Source organism: Streptomyces sp. NPDC003720 (genome assembly GCF_042875075.1).
GTDB lineage: Bacteria > Actinomycetota > Actinomycetes > Streptomycetales > Streptomycetaceae > Streptomyces.
In genome coordinates, this window is the sequence record NZ_JBIANZ010000012.1 from 79,926 (window position 1) to 98,665 (window position 18,740).

The window sequence follows — 18,740 nt, forward strand, 5'->3', positions numbered from 1 at the left end:
GATGAGCACAACCGAAACCGACAAGGGCCGCGAGCAGGAGGAGCTGGGAGCGGCCGGCTCGCAGCTCTCCACCGCCCCGCGGGAGGAGCCCGCCGGCCTGCCGGGCCTCGGCGTGATCGGCTGGGTCCGCTGGTTCTGGCGGCAGCTCACCTCCATGCGGGTGGCGCTGCTGCTGCTCCTGCTGCTCTCGCTCGGCGCGATCCCCGGTTCGCTGATCCCGCAGACCGGTGCCGACGCCACCAAGGTCGACGACTTCCGCGCGGCCCACACGACGCTCGCGCCGGTCTACGACAAGCTCGGCCTCTTCCACGTCTACAGCTCGGTGTGGTTCTCCGCGATCTACATCCTGCTGTTCGTCTCCCTCATCGGCTGCATCGTCCCGCGCACCTGGCAGTTCGTCGGCCAGCTCCGCGGCCGTCCGCCGGGTGCCCCGAGGCGTCTGGACCGGCTGCCCGCCTACACCACCTGGCGCACCGACGCGGAGCCCGAGCGGGTCCGCGAGGCCGCGCTCGCGCTCGTGCGCAAGCGCCGCTTCCGGGCCCATGTCGCCGGTGACGCCGTCGCCGCGGAGAAGGGCTACGTGCGCGAGCTGGGCAACCTGGTCTTCCATGTCGCGCTGATCGTGCTGCTGGTCGCCTTCGCGTCCGGCCAGATGTACAAGTCGGACGGCACCAAGCTGATGGTCGAGGGCGACGGCTTCTCCAACGCCCTGCCGATGTACGACGACTTCAAGTCCGGCAGCATGTTCACCACGGACGAGCTGTCGCCGTTCAGCTTCAGCCTGAAGGACTTCAAGGGCACCTACGAGCTGACCGGACCCAACCGCGGCACCCCGCGCACCTTCCAGGCGAAGGTCGCCTACAGCGAGGGCGCGGACGGCGCGGAGCGCTCCACGATCGTCAAGGTCAACGAGCCGCTGAAGATCGGCGAGGCCAAGGTCTACCTGGTCAGTCACGGCTACGCGCCCGTCATCACCGTCCGCGACGGCAAGGGCAAGGTCGTCTACCAGGACGCCGTGCCGCTGCTGCCGCTCGACGGCAACGTCACCTCGCAGGGTGTGATCAAGGTGATGGACGGCTACCGCGACGCCCAGGGCAAGAAGGACCAGCTCGGCGTCCGGGCGTTCTTCCTGCCGACCTACGGCGGCGGCGCCTCGGTGCTCTCGCAGTTCCCGGCGCTGCTGAACCCCGTGCTGAACCTGGAGCCGTACCACGGCGACCTCGGCGTCAACTCGGGCATCCCGCAGAGCGTGTACCAGCTCGACAAGACCCACATGAAGGGCTTCAAGGACGCCAAGGGGCAGCAGCTCAGGGGCAACCTCAAGCCGGGGCAGACCCTGAAGCTCCCGGACGGCGCCGGCTCGATCACGCTCGAGAAGGACCTCAAGGAGTGGGCCGGCTTCGAGATCGTCCAGGAGCCGGGCGGCGGCTGGGCGCTCGTCGGAGCGCTCGGCGCGATCTTCGGCCTGGCCGCCTCCCTGTTCATCCAGCGCCGCCGCGTCTGGGTGCGCGCGGTGCGCGGCGCCGACGGCGTCACCGTGGTGGAGATGGCCGGCCTCGGCCGCAGCGAGTCCGCCAAGGTGCCCGAGGAACTGGGCGACCTCGCCGCGATCCTCTACGACCAGGCGCCGGGGGCACCCGACCCCGACGACGAACCCACCCCATCCCCCGCTGGACCTGCCGAAGGGGCCGAGAAGTGACTCCCGCCGCAACCGAGCTCGCCGCCGCGACCAACGAACACCTGGCGAGCATCAGCAACACGCTGATCTACTCGTCCATGGCCGTCTACACGCTGGCCTTCTTCGCCTACATCGCCGAGTGGCTGTTCGGCAGCCGCAGCAAGGTCGGCCGTACGGCCGCCGCGCTGACCGCCGGCGCCGAGCGCCGGGCGGCCGCGCCCGCCGTCACCGTCAAGGGCGCCGGGGGGACCGCCGTACTGGAGCGGCCGAAGGTCGTCGTGCGCTCCGCCGCGGGCTCGCGGGACGTGCCGGACGGGCCCGGTGCGCACGGCGGCGACGAGCAGGGCGACATGTACGGCCGGATCGCCGTCTCGCTCACCGTGCTCGCCTTCCTCGTGGAGCTCGCCGGCGTCGTCGCCCGCGCGGCCTCCGTGGAGCGGGCGCCGTGGGGCAACATGTACGAGTTCAACATCACCTTCTCCACGGTCGCCGTCGGCGTGTACCTCGCGCTGCTCGCGCTGCGGAAGAACGTGCGCTGGCTCGGCCTGTTCCTGATCACCACGGTCCTGCTCGACCTCGGTCTGGCCGTGACCGTGCTGTACACCGCCAGCGACCAGCTCGTCCCGGCGCTGCACTCGTACTGGCTGTACATCCACGTCTCCACCGCGATCTTCTGCGGCGCGGTGTTCTACGTCGGCGCGGTCGCCACGATCCTCTACCTGTTCAAGGACTCCTACGAGAACAAGCTGGAGTCCGGCGGCAAGCCCGGCGGCTTCGCGCGCTCGGTGCTGGAGCGGCTGCCCGCCTCGGCCTCCCTGGACAAGTTCGCCTACCGCGTCAACGCCGCCGTCTTCCCGCTGTGGACGTTCACGATCATCGCGGGCGCGATCTGGGCGGGCGACGCCTGGGGCCGTTACTGGAACTGGGACCCGAAGGAGACCTGGTCCTTCATCACCTGGATCGCCTACGCCTGCTACCTGCACGCGCGGGCCACGGCCGGTTGGAAGGGCCGCAAGGCCGCCTACCTGGCGCTGATCGCGTTCGGCTGCTGGCTGTTCAACTATTACGGCGTCAACATCTTCGTCACCGGCAAGCACTCGTACGCGGGCGTGTGACCGCCCCTTCGGTGACACTGGTGCCATGACCGGTTCCATCGAACAGGGCACCAGCCAGACGCACGGGAACACGCACATACTCCACTTCCTGGTGCGGCTCCCGAGGACCATGGAAGAGGTCTGGACGGCGGTGGCGACACCCGCGGGACTCGCGGGCTGGTTCACCGCCGTGGACGTCCTCGAGCCCAGACTCGACGGCGAGGTCGCCTTCCGCGACCTGGGCGCCGGGCGGGTCACCGCGTGGGACGTGGACCGGGTCGCCGAGTACGCCGTGGCGGGCGGCCGGATACGGTTCCACCTGGAGCGTGAGCGGCAGGGCGGGTGCGCGCTGCGCTTCACCCACGAGTTCCAGGGCGAGGGCGAGTCGGAGACGGCCTGGCGCACCCGGTTCGAGCGCCTCATCGACAACCTGGGGGCCCCGCCCCCGCCGCCCGGCCCGGAGCAGGAGGCGTCGGAGCCTCTTCCCGGGCAGTTCACCTGATACCGCCGAGCCCTCGGACCGGCGCCCGGCGCTGACCCCCGCACCCCGGTGACCTGCGGCCATCGGCGGCGCCGATGGCCCCATCGGCAGGACGCCCCAGCGGCTCGTGGACCGGGCCCGGCGGCCGTCCGTAGCGTCCTCGCCATGACCTCAGAGCGCATGGGCACGGCCCAGCTGACCACCGCGATGATGCTGTCCGGCACCCTCGGCGTGTTCGTCGTCGAGTCCGGCGCCCCGCCCTTCGACGTCGTCTTCTTCCGCGTCCTGTTCGGCGCCCTGGCCCTCGGCGGCTACGTGGCGGCCCGGGGCTGGCTGCGCGACCACGGCTTCACCCCGCGCACCCTCGGCCTCGCGGTCCTCGGCGGGGTGTTCATCGTCTTCAACTGGGTGCTGCTCTTCCAGTCGTACGAGAACACGTCCATCTCGGTGGCCACCGTGGTCTACCACACGCAGCCGTTCTACGTGGTGCTGCTCGGCGCCCTGCTGTTCCGCGAGCGGCTCACCGCCGCCCGGGTCGGCTGGATCGGCGTCGCCTTCGCCGGCCTCGTCCTCGTCTCCGGGGTGAGCCCCGCCGACTTCACCGGCGGCGGCGCGTACCTCACCGGCGTCGGCCAGGCCCTGCTCGCCGCCCTGCTGTACGGGCTGTCCACCCTGGTCACCAAGCGGATCACCGGCGTGCGCCCGCACCTGATCGCCCTCGTCCAGGTCCTGGTGGGCATCCCCCTGCTGCTTCCCTTCGCGGACTTCGGCGCGATGCGGGGCGCCGGCTGGGACTGGGGCTGGCTGGCCGGCCTCGGGCTGCTGCACACCGGAGTGATGTACGTCCTCATGTACGCCGCCTACGCCAAGCTGCCCACCGCCAAGATCGCGGTGCTCGCCTTCGTCTACCCGGCCGTCGCGATGGTCATGGACTGGGCGGTGTACGGCCACCACATCGGACCGGTCCAGGCTCTCGGCGTCCCGCTCATCGTCATCGCGAGCCTCAAGGTCACCCTTGCTCGGAAACCAGCCGCCGCGCCTGCTCCACGAACAGCCGGGCGTGCGCCGGAAGCCGCTTCCCGGACCGCCACGCCAGCTGCGTGCGAAGCGTGAACGGCGGCTCCCAGGCCAGCCGTACCAGAGCGCCGGCCGCGAGTTCGGCGGCGACCGTCACCTCGGGCAGCAGCGCCGTCCCGAGGCCGGCCGCCGCCGCGCGCTTGGTGGCCTCGATCGTGCCGAACTCCATGAACTCCACCGGCCCCAGCGCCGCCAGCTCCCGCTCGAACAGGTCCCGGTAGGCGCAGCCCGGTTCGGTGGCCAGCAGGGGCAGGCCGGTGAGGTCGGCGGTCGCGACGGGCTTCCCGGCCAGCGCGTGCCCCGGCGCCGCCACCAGCGCCAGCGGCTCCACCGCCAGCACCGTGCTGTCCAGGCCCGGGTGCTCGGTCTCCGCCTCCATCAGGAACCCGACGTCGTACGTGCCCTGGCGCAGCGCCTGCCGGGTCTCGTCGCCGATGGTGGTGCGCAGCGCGAGCCGCACCGCGGGGTGGCGGTGGTGGAAGAACTCCAGCAGCGGGGGCAGCCGGTAGGAGGTCAGGGACTCCATGGTGCCGACGGTGAGGGTGCCGGCCGGCTCCTCGGCGCCGGTGACCGCGGCCCGTGCCTCCTCGGCCAGCTCGATGATCCGCCGGGCATAGGGCAGCAGTCGCTCGCCCGCCTCGGTGAGCCGGATCCGGCCGCCGAGCCGGTCGAACAGCTCGGCGCCCAGCGAGGACTCCAGGGCCCGGATCTGACTGGTCACGCTGGACTGCGCGTACGACAGCTCGGCCGCGGCCCGGGTGAAGCTCAGGACCGTGGCGACCTTCTCGAAGGTGACGAGCAGCCTCAGTTCCACCGGGTCAGTCGTTCCCGGGGTCGTCCCGTTCGAGGGACTTCAGGAACTCGGGGTTGTCGTCCGGGGCGACCCAGCCCGAGTCCGGGCGCCGCTCGGCGGGCGTGCCGCTGTTGGCCGCGGCCGGCTGCCGGACCCTGCCGGTGATCAGCCAGGCCACCGGGCCCACCAGCACCCAGCCGAAGAGCAGGACGATGAGCAGCCACACGCCCTTCGGCAGGTGGCGCACCTCTTCCTCGGGGGTGTTCAGGCAGTCCACGAAGGCGTAGATCCACAGCGCCAGCACCAGCAGGACGGGCAGATACCTGAGCATGACGAGCGATCTCCCGACGGTGTGGGACGGCCCCGGTGACAGGTCCAGGTTATCGGGTGACCGATACTGAGAGGCATGGCTTACGACGATCTTCGCTCCCTGCTCAGGGCGCTGGAGCGCGAGGGAGACCTCAAGCGCATCAAGGCCGAGGTCGACCCGTACCTGGAGGTCGGGGAGATCGTCGACCGGGTCCAGAAGGCGGGCGGCCCCGCGCTGCTGTTCGAGAACGTGAAGGGCTCCGCGATGCCCCTCGCGATGAACGTCTTCGGCACCGACCGGCGGCTGCTGAAGGCGCTGGGCCTGAAGTCGTACGGCGACATCTCCGACAAGATCGGCGGGCTGCTGCGGCCCGAGCTGCCGCACGGGTTCGTCGGCGTGCGCGAGGCGTTCGGCAAGCTCGGCGCGATGGCGCACGTGCCGCCGAAGAAGGTGAAGCCCGACCACGCGCCGGTGCAGGAGGTCGTGCTGCGCGGCGACCAGGTCGACCTCGACCGGCTCCCGGCGCTGTTCACCTGGCCGCAGGACGGCGGGTCCTTCTTCAACCTGGGCCTGACGCACACCAAGGACCCCGAGACCGGCGTCCGCAACCTCGGCCTGTACCGCCTGCAGCGGCACGACAGGCGGACCATCGGCATGCACTGGCAGATCCACAAGGACAGCCGGAACCACTACCAGGTGGCGGCCCGGCGCGGCGAACGGCTCCCCGTCGCCATCGCGTTCGGCTGCCCGCCCGCCGTCACCTACGCCTCCACCGCCCCGCTGCCCGGCGACATCGACGAGTACCTGTTCGCCGGGTTCGTCGCGGGCAAGCGGATCGAGATGGTCGACTGCAAGACGGTCCCGCTCCAGGTCCCCGCCAACGCCGAGGTGGTGCTGGAGGGCTGGCTGGAGCCCGGCGAGATGCTGCCGGAGGGCCCGTTCGGCGACCACACCGGCTTCTACACCCCGCAGGAGCCGTTCCCGGCGCTGACCATCGACTGCGTGACGATGCGCAAGCGGCCGCTGCTGCAGTCGATCGTGGTCGGCAGGCCGCCCACCGAGGACGGCCCCCTCGGCCGCGCCACCGAGCGCTTCTTCCTGCCGCTGCTGAAGATCATCGTCCCCGACATCGTGGACTACCACCTGCCCGAGGCCGGCGGCTTCCACAACTGCGCGATCGTCTCGATCGACAAGAAGTACCCCAAGCACGCGCAGAAGGTGATGCACGCGGTCTGGGGGGCGCACATGATGTCCCTGACCAAGCTGATCGTGGTCGTGGACGCGGACTGCGACGTGCACGACCTGCACGAGGTCGCCTGGCGCGCCCTCGGCAACACGGACTACGCCCGCGACCTCACGGTCGTCGAAGGTCCCGTCGACCACCTGGACCACGCCTCCTACCAGCAGTTCTGGGGCGGCAAGGCGGGCATCGACGCGACGCGGAAGTGGCCCGAGGAGGGCTACACGCGCGACGGCGGATGGCCGGAGATGGTCCTGTCGGACCCGGATACGGCGGCCATGGTGGACCGCCGCTGGAAGGAGTACGGCCTGTGAGCAGCGCCTCCGCGGCACTACCGCGGCCGGGACGCACCAAGGCGTTCCTGCGCCTGGTGATGATCGAGCACTCGGTCTTCGCGCTCCCGTTCGCCTACATCGCCGCCCTCACCGCGATGTTCCAGCTCGACCGGAACGTCCACTGGGTCCGGCTCCTGCTCGTCACGGTCTGCATGGTGGGCCTGCGCACGTTCGCGATGGCGGTCAACCGGATCATCGACCGCGAGATCGACGCCCGCAACCCGCGCACCGCCCAGCGCGAGCTGGTCACCGGCGCGATGTCGGTGCGGCACGCCTGGACCGGCGCCCTGGTGGCGCTCGTGGTCTTCCTGGGCGCCGCGGCCCTGCTGAACCCGCTCTGCCTGGCGCTGGCGCCCATCGCGGTGATCCCGATGGTGGTCTACCCGTACGGCAAGCGGTTCACGAACTTCCCGCAGGCCATCCTGGGCCTGGCCCAGGCGATGGGCCCGGTCGGCGGCTGGCTGGCGATCACCGGCGAGTGGTCCTGGAACGCGGTGATCCTCGGTCTCGCCGTGGGCGTCTGGATCGGCGGCTTCGACCTGATCTACGCCTGCCAGGACGTCGAGACCGACCGCCGGATCGGCGTCAGGTCGGTCCCGGCCCGGTTCGGCGTCCCGGCCGCCGTGTGGGGCGCCCGCGCCTGCCACACCGTCACCACGGCCCTGTTCGTCTGGTACGCCCTCGCCACCCACGCCGGCGCGTTCTTCTGGCTGGGCCTGGTCGTCGTGGCGGGCGCCTTCGGTTACGAGCACACCATCGTCCGCCCGCACGACCTGTCCCGCGTGAACAGGGCGTTCTTCAGCGTCAACGGCTTCATCGGCATCGCCCTCTTCGTGTGCGCGCTGCTGGACCTGGTGGTGCGCGGGCTGACGGTCTGAGCGGGGGCGTCGCCGCGGTCGGGCCGACCCGTCCTGAACACGGTTCGGTCCGCCGGTACGCTCAAGGTGTGAACGCAGGAGAAACGCAGCGCGCGCCTTGGATCGTGGGGGTGTCCGGAGCTTCCGGGACGCCGTATGCGGCAGCCGTGCTGCGGGCGCTGCTGGACGCCGGCGAGGCGGTCGACCTGGTGGTCAGCCGGGCCTCGCGGCTGACGCTGCTGGACGAGACGGGGATCTCGTTCCGGGACGCGCACTGGCGGGAGGACCTGGCGGAATGGCTGGGCCGGGGGGCCGACGGCAAGCCCGGGACGTTCCGGCCGGACATCACCGGGGTGCGGTACTGGGGCGCGGGGGACCTCGCTGCCGGACCGTCCTCGGGGTCGTACCCGGCGCGCGGGATGCTGATCGTCCCGGCGTCCACCGCCTGTGTCGCCGGTGTCGCCCTCGGCCTCTCCAAGGACCTGCTGCAGCGCGCCGCGAGCGTCACACTGAAGGAGCGCCGGCCGCTCGTCGTGGCCGTACGGGAGACCCCCCTGAACGGCCAGACCCTGCGGCACCTGGTCGCGCTGGACGACGCCGGCGCGAGCGTGGTGCCGGCCTCGCCCGCCTTCTACGCGGGCGCCACCCACATCCAGGACCTGGTGGACTTCGTCGCCGGGCGGGTGCTGGACGCGGCGGGCGTCGGGCACGGCCTGTACCGGCGCTGGAAGGGCGAACTGGGCGGCGGCGCAGCGGGCCGCTAGCGGGGCAAGTCGCAGTACCTCTCATCACTTCGGGAACTCTTCAGCGGAAGGCTTCGATCGCATGGACGCGGTGGACAGGCAGCTCATCCAGGCCCTGAGGGAGAACGGCCGGGCCTCCTACGCGGAGCTGGGGCGCCTCGTCGGCCTGTCGGGACCCAGCGTCACCGACCGCATCAACCGGCTGGAGGCGGCCGGTGTCATCACCGGGTACCGCGCCACCGTCGACTCGGCCTCCCTCGGCCTCGGCGTGATCGCCCTGATCGGCATCTCCCTGTCCGACGCCGCCGACCACGAGGACGTGGCACAGCGGCTGCGGGACCTGCCGGAGATCGAGGACTGCTGGTTCATCGCCGGCGACGACTCGTTCATGCTCAAGGTGCGCTCGACGGACGTGGACGGCCTGGAGCGGACGATCCGGCGGCTGAGCGGCACCAAGGGCGTCTCCCGGACCCGTACCACGGTCGTGCTGTCCACGAAGTGGGAGAACCGGGTCGGGGAGCTGCCCGAAGAGGTCTAGGGATACCGTTGGTCGGGCTGTCGGAGAAAGGTGTAGGCATGGACGTCGGGCTCAAGCGCGAGCTGGAGGAGAAGGTGAGGGCGGGCGTCCGCCTGTCCCGCGAGGACGGCATCGCGCTGTACGAGTCGGACGACCTGGCCTGGCTGGGCGGACTCGCGCACGAGGTACGCACCCGCAAGAACGGTGACGTGGTCCACTTCAACGTCAACCGGCACCTCAACATGACCAACGTGTGCACGGCCTCCTGCGCCTACTGCTCCTTCCAGCGCAAGCCGGGGGAGAAGGACGCGTACACGATGCGCATCGAAGAGGCCGTCAAGCTCGCCAAGGCGATGGAGTCGGAGAACCTCACCGAGCTGCACATCGTCAACGGCCTGCACCCGAACCTGCCGTGGCGGTACTACCCGCGTTCGCTGCGCGAGCTGAAGGCCGCGCTGCCGGACGTGTCGCTGAAGGCCTTCACGGCGACGGAGATCCACCACTTCGAGACCATCTCCGGGCTGAGCGCCTCCGAGATCCTCGACGAGCTGATCGACGCGGGCCTTGAGTCCCTCACCGGCGGCGGCGCGGAGATCTTCGACTGGGAGGTCCGGCAGCACATCGTGGACCACCGCACCCACTGGGAGGACTGGTCCCGCATCCACCGGCTGGCGCACGAGAAGGGCCTGAAGACCCCGTGCACCATGCTCTACGGGCACATCGAGGAGCCCCGGCACCGCGTCGACCACGTGCTGCGGCTGCGTGAACTGCAGGACGAGACCGGCGGGTTCCAGGTCTTCATCCCCCTGCGCTACCAGCACGACTTCGTGGACATGAAGGACGGCAAGGTCCGCAACCGGCTCCAGGCGCGCACCCAGATGGCGACCGGCGCCGAGGCGCTGAAGACGTTCGCCGTCTCCCGGCTGCTGTTCGACAACGTCCCGCACGTGAAGGTCTTCTGGGTGATGCACGGCGTGCAGACCGCCCAGCTCGCCCTCCAGCACGGCGCCGACGACATGGACGGCTCGGTGGTCGAGTACAAGATCACCCACGACGCCGACAACTACGGCACCCCGAACAAGCTGACCCGCGAGGACCTGCTGGACCTCATCCGGGACGCCGGCTTCCGTCCGGTGGAGCGCAACACCCGCTACGAGATCATCCGCGAGTACGACGGCCCGGACCCGCTGCGCCGGGAGACCCCGCAGGCGATGCGGGTCTGAGGGTCCGAGCCGCCTGCGGCCACCGGGGTACCCGGGGGTCGTGAGTCCAAGCGGAAACGGCCCCGAGGAGCGGTACACCGCCGCCCCGTTCGTCCCGGAGGGGGCCGGCCTGGACGCGCTGCGCCGGGCCGCGGCCGGCTGCCGGGGCTGCCCCCTGCACCGGGACGCCACCCAGACCGTCTTCGGGGCCGGCCGTGCCGACGCCCGGGTGATGCTCGTCGGCGAGCAGCCGGGCGACCAGGAGGACCGGCAGGGCAGGCCGTTCGTCGGGCCCGCGGGCCGGCTGCTGGACCGGGCGCTGGCGGAGGCCGGCCTCGACCCGGCGGACGCCTACGTCACCAACGCCGTCAAGCACTTCAAGTTCACCCGGGCCGAACCGCGCAAGCGGCGGATCCACAAGGCGCCGACCCTCCGGGAGGCGACGGCGTGCGGGCCCTGGCTCGCGGCCGAGCTGGCCCTCGTGGAGCCGGAGCTGATCGTGGTGCTCGGCGCCACGGCCGGGAAGGCGCTGCTCGGGTCGTCGTTCCGGGTGGGCGAGGTGCGCGGCACCGTGCTGGAGCGGGAGATCCACGGGCGGCCGGAACGGCTGGTGCCGACGGTGCACCCGTCGTCCGTGCTGCGGGCGCGGGACGAGGACCGCGACGCGGCGTACGAGGGCCTGGTGGCGGATCTGAACGTCGCCGCACACGCCCTCGGGTAATGGATACACTCCCCGCATGCCCCTTACCTTCACGCTCGATCCGGCGATCACTCCTGACCTCCACGAGGGCGTCCTCGCGCTGTGGACGGACGTGACCAACGCGGGCGGCGCCGTCGGCTTCGTGGCCCCGGTGACCCGGGAGGACATACGCCCGGCGCTGGTCAAGCAGCTCGCGGCGCTGGCCGGCGGCGGCATGCGGCTGCTCGTCGGGCACGACGAGGCGGGCCGGGTGGCCGCCACCGCCTTCGTCTCCTTCAACACCCACCGGCTGCAGACGCACTGGGTCTGGCTGTACACGGTCATGGTCCATCCCGCTCACCAGGGCAAGGGGTACGGCCGCGAGCTGATGGCGGCCGCCGAGGACGCGGTCCGCGGCTTCGGCGGCATCGACGCGATCCGGCTCGGCTGCCGGGGCGGCCTCGGCCTGGAGCGCTTCTACGCCTCCTGCGGGTACAAGGAGGTGGGCCGGGTGCCCGGCGCCATCCGCGTCGCCCCCGGCGACCACCGCGACGACGTCACCATGCTGCTCCCGCTGACCTGAGGCCCCGGACCCCCCGCGAAGATCGGCCGCCCGGCGTGCTTCACTGGACGATGCCCCTCGTGGGATTTCGGACCGTACGACACGGAAGAGTGGATTGAGATGCTCCGCTACACGCTGATGCGCCTCGGCATCTTCGCCGGCTGCCTCGTGGTCGTCTGGGGAGCCGTCTACTCCGGCATCTTCCCGCGCGGCTTCGGCGACTCCAACTTCCTGTGGGTGCTGCTGCTCGCGCTGGTGCTGTCGGCGCCGATCAGCTGGGTGGTGCTGCGGCGGGAGCGGGAGCGCGCCTCGGTCCGTATCGTGAACCGGGTGGACCGGATGAAGGCCAACCTGGACTCCAACCGCAGCCAGGAGGACGACGCGGTGGACGACGCCGCCCGGGCGCGGAGCCAGGCCTCCTGACATCCCGGCCGTCCGATACGCGCCGTCCGCCCCGGCGGCGCAACTAGGCTTCTCCCCATGGGTGCCGTGAAGACCAAGCGGATGCCGCGTGCGGTGCGGGAGCAGCAGATGCTCGACGCCGCCGTACGGATCTTCGGCCGGCGCGGGTACATGGCCGCGTCGATGGACGAGATCGCCGAACTGGCGGGCGTCTCCAAGCCGTTGGTGTACCTCTACCTGAACTCCAAGGAAGACCTCTTCACGGCGTGCATCCGCCGCGAGGCCCGGGCCCTGTCGGAGGCGGTGCGCACCGGCGTGCGCGGTGACCTGCCCGCCGACCGCCAGCTCTGGGACGGGCTCCGGGCGTTCTTCGCGCACACCGCCGAGCACCCCGACGGCTGGGCCGTGCTGCACCTCCAGGCGCGTACCCACGGCGAGCTGTTCGCCGCCGAGGTCACCGCGATGCGCGAGGAGATCGTCGCGTTCGTGACCCGGCTGATCGCCGTCGCGGCCCGCGAGGCCCACCGTGATCCGGACCTCGCCGAGCGCGAGGTCGCCGGGCTCGCCGAGGCCCTCGTCGGCGCCGCCGAGTCGCTCGCCGCCTGGGCGAACGCCACCCCGGGCACCACGGCACGGCAGGCGGCGGCCACCCTGATGAACTTCGCCTGGGCGGGCCTGGGCAACCTGATGCAGGGCCGGCCCTGGAGCCCGCCCCGCTTCGAGGACTGAGGTCCCCGTCCGGACGGCGGACGCTACGGCGTCAGCGCCCGCACCTCGCCGGTCAGGTGCGGCCGGTCCCCGGCCCCGCGCAGCTCGAAGCGGCCGGCGCCGTCCGTGCCGTAGGCCACCGTTCCCGGCAGCGGCACGGGCGCCCGGAACCGGGCCTCGACACGGGCGGCCTCGGGCGCGCCGTGGACGGCCAGGCAGCGGGCCACCGTCCACATCCCGTGCGCGATGGGGCGCGGGAAGCCGAAGAGGCGGGCGGTCAGCGGGTGCAGATGGATGGGGTTGCGGTCCCCGGAGGCGGCCGCGTACCGGCGGCCGAGGTCGTCGGGGAGCCGCCACTCGGCCGCCACCGGGAGCGGTGGCCGCCGGTCCTCGTCGGGCCCCGGCGCCGCGCCGGACCCGGCGTCCGTCCGGTGCCGGGCGAGATAGGTGCTCCGCGACTCCCACACGGCTTCCCCGCCGGCCCGCAGCTCGGTGACCACCGTGGCCTCGGTGCCGCGCCGGTGCGGGGCGAGACCGGCGACGTGCACGGCGAGTTCGTACTCCCCGGTGGCCGGCAGGCCGGCGCGGCGGACGATCCCGATCGAGGTGTGCACCAGGCCGAGCAGCGGCAGCGGGAAGTCCCGCCCGCTCATCAGGCGCATGGTCAGCGGGAAGCCGAGGACGTGCGGATAGGTGACGGGCAGCGCGTCCGCGTCGTCGGCGCCGGGGGCGAAGCCGCAGACCCGCTCGTAGGCGGCCAGCCGGGCGAGGTCCACGCGCACACCGGGCAGGACCAGCCGGTCGCGCGGGAACTCCGCGTCCGGTGAGGGGCGCTTGAAGGGCGAGCGCAGGGCCCCGCGGGCCAGCAGCGGGGCGAGCGCGGGGGCGGAGGTCAGGGTGACGGCGGTCAACTCAGGCTCCCAGCAGGCTCTGGCCGCACACGCGGACGACCTGGCCGTTGACCGCGCCGGAGGCGGGGTGGGCGAGCCAGGCGGTGGTCTCGGCGACGTCGGCCGGCAGGCCGCCTTGCGCGAGGGAGTTCATCCGGCGGCCGGCCTCCCGGATGAACAGCGGGATCGCGGCCGTCATCCGGGTCTCGACGAACCCGGGCGCGACCGCGTTCACGGTCACCCCGTGCTCCGCGAGTGCGCGCGGCGCGAGGGACCGTACGAGGCCCACGACGCCCGCCTTGCTCGCGCCGTAGTTGGTCTGCCCGGCGTTGCCCGCGAGCCCGGCGATGGAGGCGGTGGCCACGATCCGTCCGCCGGAGCGCAGCGCGCCCTTGGCGAGCAGGGCGTCGGTGGTGCGCAGCACGCTGCCCAGGTTCACCTCCAGCACCGGACTCCAGCGGTCCGCGGGCATGTTGACCAGCCGGCGGTCCCGCGTGATCCCCGCGTTGTGGATCAGGGCGTCCAGTCCGTCGGGCAGGGCGCCGGCGATGCGCTCGCCCGCGTCCTCCGCGGTGATGTCGAGGGCGAGGGCGGTGCCGCCGAGCCGCTCGGCGACCCGGCGGGCGTCCGCCTCGGCGGCGGGCACGTCGAGCACGACGACATGGGCGCCGTCCCGGGCCAGCGTCTCGGCGACGGCCTCGCCGATCCCGCGTGCGGCGCCGGTGACCAGCGCGGTCCGGCCGGCGAGCGGCTTCGCCCAGTCGGCCGGTGCGGCGGCCGGTCCGGCGCCGACCTCGACCACCTGGCCGCTGACGTAGGCCGACTTCGGCGAGAGCAGGAAGCGCAGGGTGGACTCGGCGGCGGCCGCGTCGGTCAGCCGGACCAGGTTGACGGTCCTGCCCCGGCCGATCTCCTTGCCGAGCGAGCGGGTGAATCCCTCCAGGGCCTGCTGGGCGGCGGCCTGGTGGTGGTCGGCGGGGTCGAGCGGGGCGCCGAGCACCAGGAGCCGGCCGCTCGGCGCGACGGACCGCACGACGGGATGCAGGGCCGCGTGCACCTCGGCGAGCGCCCCGACGTCCCGTACGCCGGTGGCGTCCAGGACGACGGCGGCCGGGTCCCGGTCGCCCGGGGCGAGACCGGCGCGGGCCAGCACGGGGGCCAGGTCCAGGGCGGAGGCGCCGGCCGTCAGATGCAGCAACGGGCCTTCCAGCGCCGGGTGTTCGGCCGACCAGCGGCGCAGCTCGGCCGGCTGGGGCAGGCCCAGGCGCCGGGTGAGGAACCGGCCCGGCGCCGTGCCGGTGAAGCTCAGGTAGCGGTCGGCCATGTCCAACTCCCGTGCTGACTCGGTCGCAATTGCTTACTCTGAAGTAAGGTTACCGGAGGTAAGCCTATGTCACGGCTGAGGAGCAGGTCGAGATGAGTCCCCTCGCAACCCCGTCCGAGCGCCCCCGGGTGCGGCGCGTCGCGGTGATCGGCGGCACCCGCCTGCCGTTCGCCCGCTCCGACGGGCCGTACGCCACCGCCTCCAACCAGCACATGCTGACCGCGGCCCTCGACGGGCTGGCCGAGCGCCACGGCCTCGACGGGCCGGGCGCCGTGGGCGAGTTCGTGGCCGGCGCGGTCCTCAAGCACAGCCGGGACTTCAACCTCGCCCGCGAGACCGTGCTCGGCTCCCGGCTCGACTCGCGCACCCCCGCCTACGACATCCAGCAGGCCTGCGGCACCGGGCTGCAGGCCGTCATCGCCGCCGCCAACAAGATCGCCCTCGGCCAGACCGAGTCCGCGGTCGCGGGCGGCGCCGACACCGCGAGCGACGCGCCCCTCGGCGTCAACGACCGGCTGCGCCGCATTCTGCTGGAGGCCCGCCGGGCGCGGACCACGGGCGGCCGGCTGAAGGCCCTCACCGGCATCCGGCCCGGGCACCTGGTCCCGGACATCCCGCGCAACGCCGAGCCGCGCACCGGGCTTTCGATGGGCGAGCACGCGGCGGTGACCGCCCGCGCCTGGGGCATCAGCCGCGAGGCGCAGGACGAACTGGCCGCCACCAGCCACCGGCGGCTGGCGGCGGCGTACGACCGGGGCTTCTTCGACGACCTGGTCGTCCCCTTCCGCGGCCTGGACCGCGACCAGAACCTGCGTCCCGAATCCACCCCGGAGAAACTGGCCGCCCTGAAGCCGGTGTTCGGCCTGAAGGACCCCGGTCCCACCATGACCGCCGGCAACTCGACCCCGCTCACCGACGGCGCGGCTCTCGTCCTGCTGGCGAGCGAGGAGTGGGCCGAGGCGCGCGGCCTGGAGCCCCTCGCCTTCCTCACCGCGTACGAGACGGCCGCCGTCGACTTCGCGCACGGCGACGTGGCGGGCGGCGAGGACGGCCTGCTGATGGCCCCGGCGTACGCGGTGCCGCGCCTGCTGGAGCGCACCGGCCTCGGCCTGGACGACTTCGACCTGATCGAGGTGCACGAGGCCTTCGCCTCCCAGGTGCTGGCCACGCTCGCCGCCTGGGAGAAGCGGGGGCTGCCGGAGGTGGACCGGGCCCGGCTGAACGTGGCCGGGTCGTCGCTGGCCACCGGGCACCCGTTCGCGGCGACCGGGGCGCGGATCGTCGCCACCCTGGCGAAGCTGCTCGCCGAGCGGGACGCGCCCGGCAGGGGCCTGATCTCCGTGTGCGCGGCCGGCGGCCAGGGTGTGACCGCGATCCTGGAACGCCCTTGAAAACACCGGCCGGTGGGCCGGGACGGCGCGTGTGAGCCAACGAACATGAACGACTCTCACATGATCTCCGAGGATGCACACCCCCGTTCCCGGACCATCCCGGAACCCGCACAAGCCCCCCACAGCCGAGTCGTACGATCACCAGCCTGACCGCCGGTAACCCCTTACCGCGGGACAGCGCCGGTGAACGCCTCGCCGCCCGAGGCACGTACGTCAGGCAGCAAGCAGTTCTCCGCTGCACGCCCGAGGAGCCGCCCCGTGTCCACCCCCCACCCGAGCGCCCCGGTCTCCTCCGGCGTCCACGTCCAGGCCACCGACTACGACGGCCTGCCGGTCCTGGTGGAACCCGAGACCCGGCGACTGGACGGCGCGGTACGGGAGGCGTACGTCCCGCCGTTCGCACCGCCGGTGACGCACGGCTCGCTCGCCGACCTGCCGTTCGACAACGCCGAGGCCGACCCCGACGCCGTCGTGCTCAGCCGCAGGGCCGACGACGGCCGCTGGACGGACGTGACGGCGGCGCGCTTCGCCGCACAGGTGCTCGCGGTGGCCAAGGGCATGATCGCGTCGGGCCTCACGCCGGGCGACCGGATCGCCGTGATGGCCCGGACCCGGTACGAGTGGACGCTGCTGGACTTCGCCGCCTGGGCGGCCGGCCTGGTCACGGTCCCCGTCTACCCCACGTCCTCCGTCTTCCAGACCCGGTGGATCCTGCACGACTCCGGCGCGGTCGCCCTGGTCACGGAGACCGGCGCCCAGGCCGCCGCGATGGGCCCCGAACTGGAGCGGCTGCCGGACCTGGGGCACCTGTGGGTGATGGAGCAGGGCCACGTGGACCGGCTGGCGGAGCTGGGCGCCGAGGTGCCGGACGGCGAAGTGGCCGTACGCCGCGGCATGCTGGGCCCCGACACCCTCGCCACGCTCATCTACACCTCCGGCACCACCGGCCGACCCAAGGGCTGCGCCCTCTCGCACGGCAACTTCTTCGCCGAGGTCGACAACGCCGTCCAGCTCCTCCACCCGGTCTTCCGGACGGCGTCGGCCGAGGAGGCGTCGGTGCTGCTGTTCCTGCCGATGTCCCACGTCTTCGGGCGGATGGTGGCGATCGCCTGCGTCCGCGCCCGGGTCCGGCTCGGGCACGCGCCGAGCCTCAAGGCCGAGGACCTGCTGCCCGACCTCGCCGCCTTCCGGCCGACCTGCCTGCTGACCATCCCGTACATGCTGGAGAAGATCTTCAACTCCGCGCGGGCCAAAGCGGAGGAGGGCGGCCGGGCGGGCGCCTTCGACCGGGCGACCACGGTGGCCGTGCGGTACGGCGAGGCGCTCGAGGCCCGGCAGGCCGGAGCGGGAGGCGGCCCCAACCGGGCGCTGCGCACCACCCGTTCCTTCTACGACCCGCTGGTGTACCGGCGCATCCGCAACGCCATGGGCGGCAGGGTCAAGTACGTCATCTGCGGCGGCTCACCGCTCGGCCGGCGCCTGGCCGCGTTCTACGCCGGCGCCGGGATCGAGGTCTTCGAGGGGTACGGCCTGACGGAGACCGCCGGCGCCTCCACGGTCACCCCGCCGCTCAAGCCCCGGCTGGGCACGGTCGGCTGGCCGCTGCCCGGTACCCGGGTGCGGATCGCGGCGGACGGGGAGATCCTGCTCTCCGGCGACCATGTGCTGCGCGGCTACTGGGACCCCCAGGCCGGCGGAGTCGTCCCCGCCACCCGGGACGGCTGGCTGCCCACCGGCGACATCGGCGAGCTGGACGACGAGGGCTACCTGACCATCACCGGCCGCAAGAAGGAACTGCTGATCACGGCAGGCGGCAAGTCGGTGGCCCCGGCGCCGCTGGAGAACTGGCTGCGCCAGCACCCGTTGATCTCGCAGGTCATGCTCGTCGGCGACGGGCGGCCGTACGTCGCCGCCCTCATCACCCTCGACCCCGACGGCATCACCCACTGGCGCCTGATGAACGGCAGACATCCGGTGCCGCCGGAGCTCCTGGTCGGCGACGCGGAGCTGGAGGCCGTCCTGCAGCGGGCCCTGGACGAGGCCAACAAGCTCGTCTCCCGACCCGAGTCGATCCGCCGGTTCGCCGTGCTGCCCGTGGACTTCACCGAGGAGGCGGGACACCTGACGCCCTCGATGAAGCTGCGCAGGGAACGGATCATGCGGGACTTCGCCCAGGAGGTAGAAGGCCTCTACGCACGCTGAGACGCCGGGCGCGAGAGGGCGGAGCAGCCGGGCGGAGGCGCGGGACGGCCGCCCCGGCCTTGCCGTGAAACCGCCCTCGGCGAATGCCCGGGAACCGGTAGCGTACAAGTGGGTCCAGTGGTGTCCACGGTCCGTCACCCCCCTCGCAGGAGCACTCGTTCCGGGCACGCGCACCACCCCGGGAACCAGCCGGGACCGGATCGGTATCGGCCGCTCGTAGCCTGCCTTTCCACCCCCCGCCTACTCCGTCCCCCG

The 18,740-nt window shown here is 72.5% G+C and carries 19 protein-coding genes; 15 read left to right on the forward strand and 4 right to left on the reverse strand.

The window, feature by feature from the left end; all coding sequences use genetic code 11:
• Nucleotide 1: 1 nt before the first annotated feature.
• From ACFYU0_RS30230 to ACFYU0_RS30245, 4 genes are all read left to right on the forward strand, one after another.
• The gene (locus ACFYU0_RS30230) at nt 2-1,699 is read left to right on the forward strand and encodes a cytochrome c biogenesis protein ResB (RefSeq protein WP_389305266.1); all 1,698 of its coding nucleotides are present in this window, start codon (nt 2-4) and stop codon (nt 1,697-1,699) included.
• Entirely contained in the window at nt 1,696-2,793 is a 1,098-nt protein-coding gene (ccsB, locus tag ACFYU0_RS30235) for a c-type cytochrome biogenesis protein CcsB (protein WP_351667633.1), read from the forward strand. Before ACFYU0_RS30230 ends, ccsB begins: the two co-directional genes overlap by 4 nt.
• A 25-nt stretch (nt 2,794-2,818) precedes the next feature.
• Nucleotides 2,819-3,274, forward strand: a complete 456-nt coding sequence (locus ACFYU0_RS30240) for a hypothetical protein (protein ID WP_389305269.1) — start codon at nt 2,819-2,821, stop codon at nt 3,272-3,274.
• A gap of 144 nt (nt 3,275-3,418) precedes the next feature.
• Nucleotides 3,419-4,366 (forward strand): DMT family transporter, encoded by a 948-nt coding sequence (locus tag ACFYU0_RS30245; protein ID WP_389305271.1) that lies wholly within the window; start codon nt 3,419-3,421, stop codon nt 4,364-4,366.
• Here the strand turns inward: ACFYU0_RS30245 and ACFYU0_RS30250 are convergent.
• Together ACFYU0_RS30250 and ACFYU0_RS30255 are read right to left on the reverse strand one after the other, a co-directional pair.
• Entirely contained in the window at nt 4,263-5,144 is an 882-nt protein-coding gene (locus ACFYU0_RS30250; protein ID WP_351667639.1) for a LysR family transcriptional regulator, read from the reverse strand. The two genes, ACFYU0_RS30245 and ACFYU0_RS30250, sit on opposite strands and share 104 nt — an antisense overlap.
• A gap of 4 nt (nt 5,145-5,148) precedes the next feature.
• A complete protein-coding gene (locus tag ACFYU0_RS30255) occupies nt 5,149-5,454 on the reverse strand; it encodes a PLD nuclease N-terminal domain-containing protein (RefSeq protein WP_351667641.1) in 306 nt (101 codons plus the stop codon).
• Between the two features lie 75 nt (nt 5,455-5,529).
• On the opposite strand from ACFYU0_RS30255, the gene ACFYU0_RS30260 reads away from it, so the two are divergent.
• The 9 genes from ACFYU0_RS30260 to ACFYU0_RS30300 all read left to right on the forward strand — a co-directional run bounded on the left by ACFYU0_RS30260 (nt 5,530) and on the right by ACFYU0_RS30300 (nt 12,699).
• Complete coding sequence (locus ACFYU0_RS30260; RefSeq protein WP_389305274.1) at nt 5,530-6,987, forward strand: menaquinone biosynthesis decarboxylase; 1,458 nt, start codon at nt 5,530-5,532, stop codon at nt 6,985-6,987.
• Nucleotides 6,984-7,886 carry a menaquinone biosynthesis prenyltransferase MqnP gene (gene mqnP, locus ACFYU0_RS30265; RefSeq protein WP_351667645.1) on the forward strand — a complete coding sequence of 301 codons (903 nt, stop codon included), beginning with the start codon at nt 6,984-6,986 and terminating at the stop codon, nt 7,884-7,886. Before ACFYU0_RS30260 ends, mqnP begins: the two co-directional genes overlap by 4 nt.
• 68 nt (nt 7,887-7,954) lie before the next feature.
• Nucleotides 7,955-8,629, forward strand: a complete 675-nt coding sequence (locus ACFYU0_RS30270; RefSeq protein WP_351667647.1) for a UbiX family flavin prenyltransferase — start codon at nt 7,955-7,957, stop codon at nt 8,627-8,629.
• A 61-nt stretch (nt 8,630-8,690) separates the two neighbouring features.
• Nucleotides 8,691-9,146 carry an Lrp/AsnC family transcriptional regulator gene (locus tag ACFYU0_RS30275; protein WP_250401914.1) on the forward strand — a complete coding sequence of 152 codons (456 nt, stop codon included), beginning with the start codon at nt 8,691-8,693 and terminating at the stop codon, nt 9,144-9,146.
• A gap of 38 nt (nt 9,147-9,184) precedes the next feature.
• Nucleotides 9,185-10,348 carry an aminofutalosine synthase MqnE gene (gene mqnE / locus ACFYU0_RS30280; RefSeq protein ID WP_351667649.1) on the forward strand — a complete coding sequence of 388 codons (1,164 nt, stop codon included), beginning with the start codon at nt 9,185-9,187 and terminating at the stop codon, nt 10,346-10,348.
• Between the two features lie 40 nt (nt 10,349-10,388).
• Nucleotides 10,389-11,048: a UdgX family uracil-DNA binding protein gene (locus tag ACFYU0_RS30285; RefSeq protein ID WP_389305278.1), complete on the forward strand. Its 660-nt coding sequence runs from the start codon at nt 10,389-10,391 to the stop codon at nt 11,046-11,048.
• 16 nt (nt 11,049-11,064) lie between these two features.
• Nucleotides 11,065-11,589 carry a GNAT family N-acetyltransferase gene (locus tag ACFYU0_RS30290; protein ID WP_351667653.1) on the forward strand — a complete coding sequence of 175 codons (525 nt, stop codon included), beginning with the start codon at nt 11,065-11,067 and terminating at the stop codon, nt 11,587-11,589.
• A 99-nt stretch (nt 11,590-11,688) separates the two neighbouring features.
• Nucleotides 11,689-11,991, forward strand: a complete 303-nt coding sequence (locus tag ACFYU0_RS30295; protein WP_351667655.1) for a DUF4229 domain-containing protein — start codon at nt 11,689-11,691, stop codon at nt 11,989-11,991.
• Between the two features lie 57 nt (nt 11,992-12,048).
• Nucleotides 12,049-12,699, forward strand: a complete 651-nt coding sequence (locus ACFYU0_RS30300) for a TetR/AcrR family transcriptional regulator (protein WP_351667657.1) — start codon at nt 12,049-12,051, stop codon at nt 12,697-12,699.
• 23 nt (nt 12,700-12,722) lie between these two features.
• On the opposite strand, the gene ACFYU0_RS30305 is transcribed toward ACFYU0_RS30300, so the two are convergent.
• Nucleotides 12,723-13,589, reverse strand: coding sequence for a MaoC family dehydratase (locus ACFYU0_RS30305; protein ID WP_389305281.1), 867 nt, complete (start codon nt 13,587-13,589; stop codon nt 12,723-12,725).
• Nucleotide 13,590: 1 nt separating this feature from the next.
• The gene (locus tag ACFYU0_RS30310) at nt 13,591-14,892 is read right to left on the reverse strand and encodes a 3-oxoacyl-ACP reductase (protein ID WP_389305283.1); all 1,302 of its coding nucleotides are present in this window, start codon (nt 14,890-14,892) and stop codon (nt 13,591-13,593) included.
• A 92-nt stretch (nt 14,893-14,984) separates the two neighbouring features.
• Here ACFYU0_RS30310 and ACFYU0_RS30315 point away from each other — a divergent pair, with 92 nt between their 5' ends.
• Complete coding sequence (locus ACFYU0_RS30315) at nt 14,985-16,283, forward strand: acetyl-CoA C-acetyltransferase (RefSeq protein ID WP_351667663.1); 1,299 nt, start codon at nt 14,985-14,987, stop codon at nt 16,281-16,283.
• A gap of 258 nt (nt 16,284-16,541) precedes the next feature.
• The gene (locus ACFYU0_RS30320; protein ID WP_389305285.1) at nt 16,542-18,485 is read left to right on the forward strand and encodes an AMP-dependent synthetase/ligase; all 1,944 of its coding nucleotides are present in this window, start codon (nt 16,542-16,544) and stop codon (nt 18,483-18,485) included.
• Nucleotides 18,486-18,740 lie beyond the last annotated feature (255 nt).

What these genes read in the sequence shown, in the direction of transcription:
- ACFYU0_RS30315 (WP_351667663.1), top strand. Translation starts at nt 14,985, where the DNA reads ATGAGTCCCCTCGCAACCCCGTCCGAGCGCCCCCGGGTGCGGCGCGTC.
- ACFYU0_RS30295 (WP_351667655.1), top strand. Translation starts at nt 11,689, where the DNA reads ATGCTCCGCTACACGCTGATGCGCCTCGGCATCTTCGCCGGCTGCCTC.
- ACFYU0_RS30310 (WP_389305283.1), bottom strand. Translation starts at nt 14,892, where the DNA reads ATGGCCGACCGCTACCTGAGCTTCACCGGCACGGCGCCGGGCCGGTTC.
- ACFYU0_RS30245 (WP_389305271.1), top strand. Translation starts at nt 3,419, where the DNA reads ATGACCTCAGAGCGCATGGGCACGGCCCAGCTGACCACCGCGATGATG.
- ACFYU0_RS30275 (WP_250401914.1), top strand. Translation starts at nt 8,691, where the DNA reads ATGGACGCGGTGGACAGGCAGCTCATCCAGGCCCTGAGGGAGAACGGC.
- ACFYU0_RS30255 (WP_351667641.1), bottom strand. Translation starts at nt 5,454, where the DNA reads ATGCTCAGGTATCTGCCCGTCCTGCTGGTGCTGGCGCTGTGGATCTAC.
- ACFYU0_RS30260 (WP_389305274.1), top strand. Translation starts at nt 5,530, where the DNA reads ATGGCTTACGACGATCTTCGCTCCCTGCTCAGGGCGCTGGAGCGCGAG.
- ACFYU0_RS30300 (WP_351667657.1), top strand. Translation starts at nt 12,049, where the DNA reads ATGGGTGCCGTGAAGACCAAGCGGATGCCGCGTGCGGTGCGGGAGCAG.
- mqnE (WP_351667649.1), top strand. Translation starts at nt 9,185, where the DNA reads ATGGACGTCGGGCTCAAGCGCGAGCTGGAGGAGAAGGTGAGGGCGGGC.
- ACFYU0_RS30290 (WP_351667653.1), top strand. Translation starts at nt 11,065, where the DNA reads ATGCCCCTTACCTTCACGCTCGATCCGGCGATCACTCCTGACCTCCAC.
- ACFYU0_RS30240 (WP_389305269.1), top strand. Translation starts at nt 2,819, where the DNA reads ATGACCGGTTCCATCGAACAGGGCACCAGCCAGACGCACGGGAACACG.
- ACFYU0_RS30230 (WP_389305266.1), top strand. Translation starts at nt 2, where the DNA reads ATGAGCACAACCGAAACCGACAAGGGCCGCGAGCAGGAGGAGCTGGGA.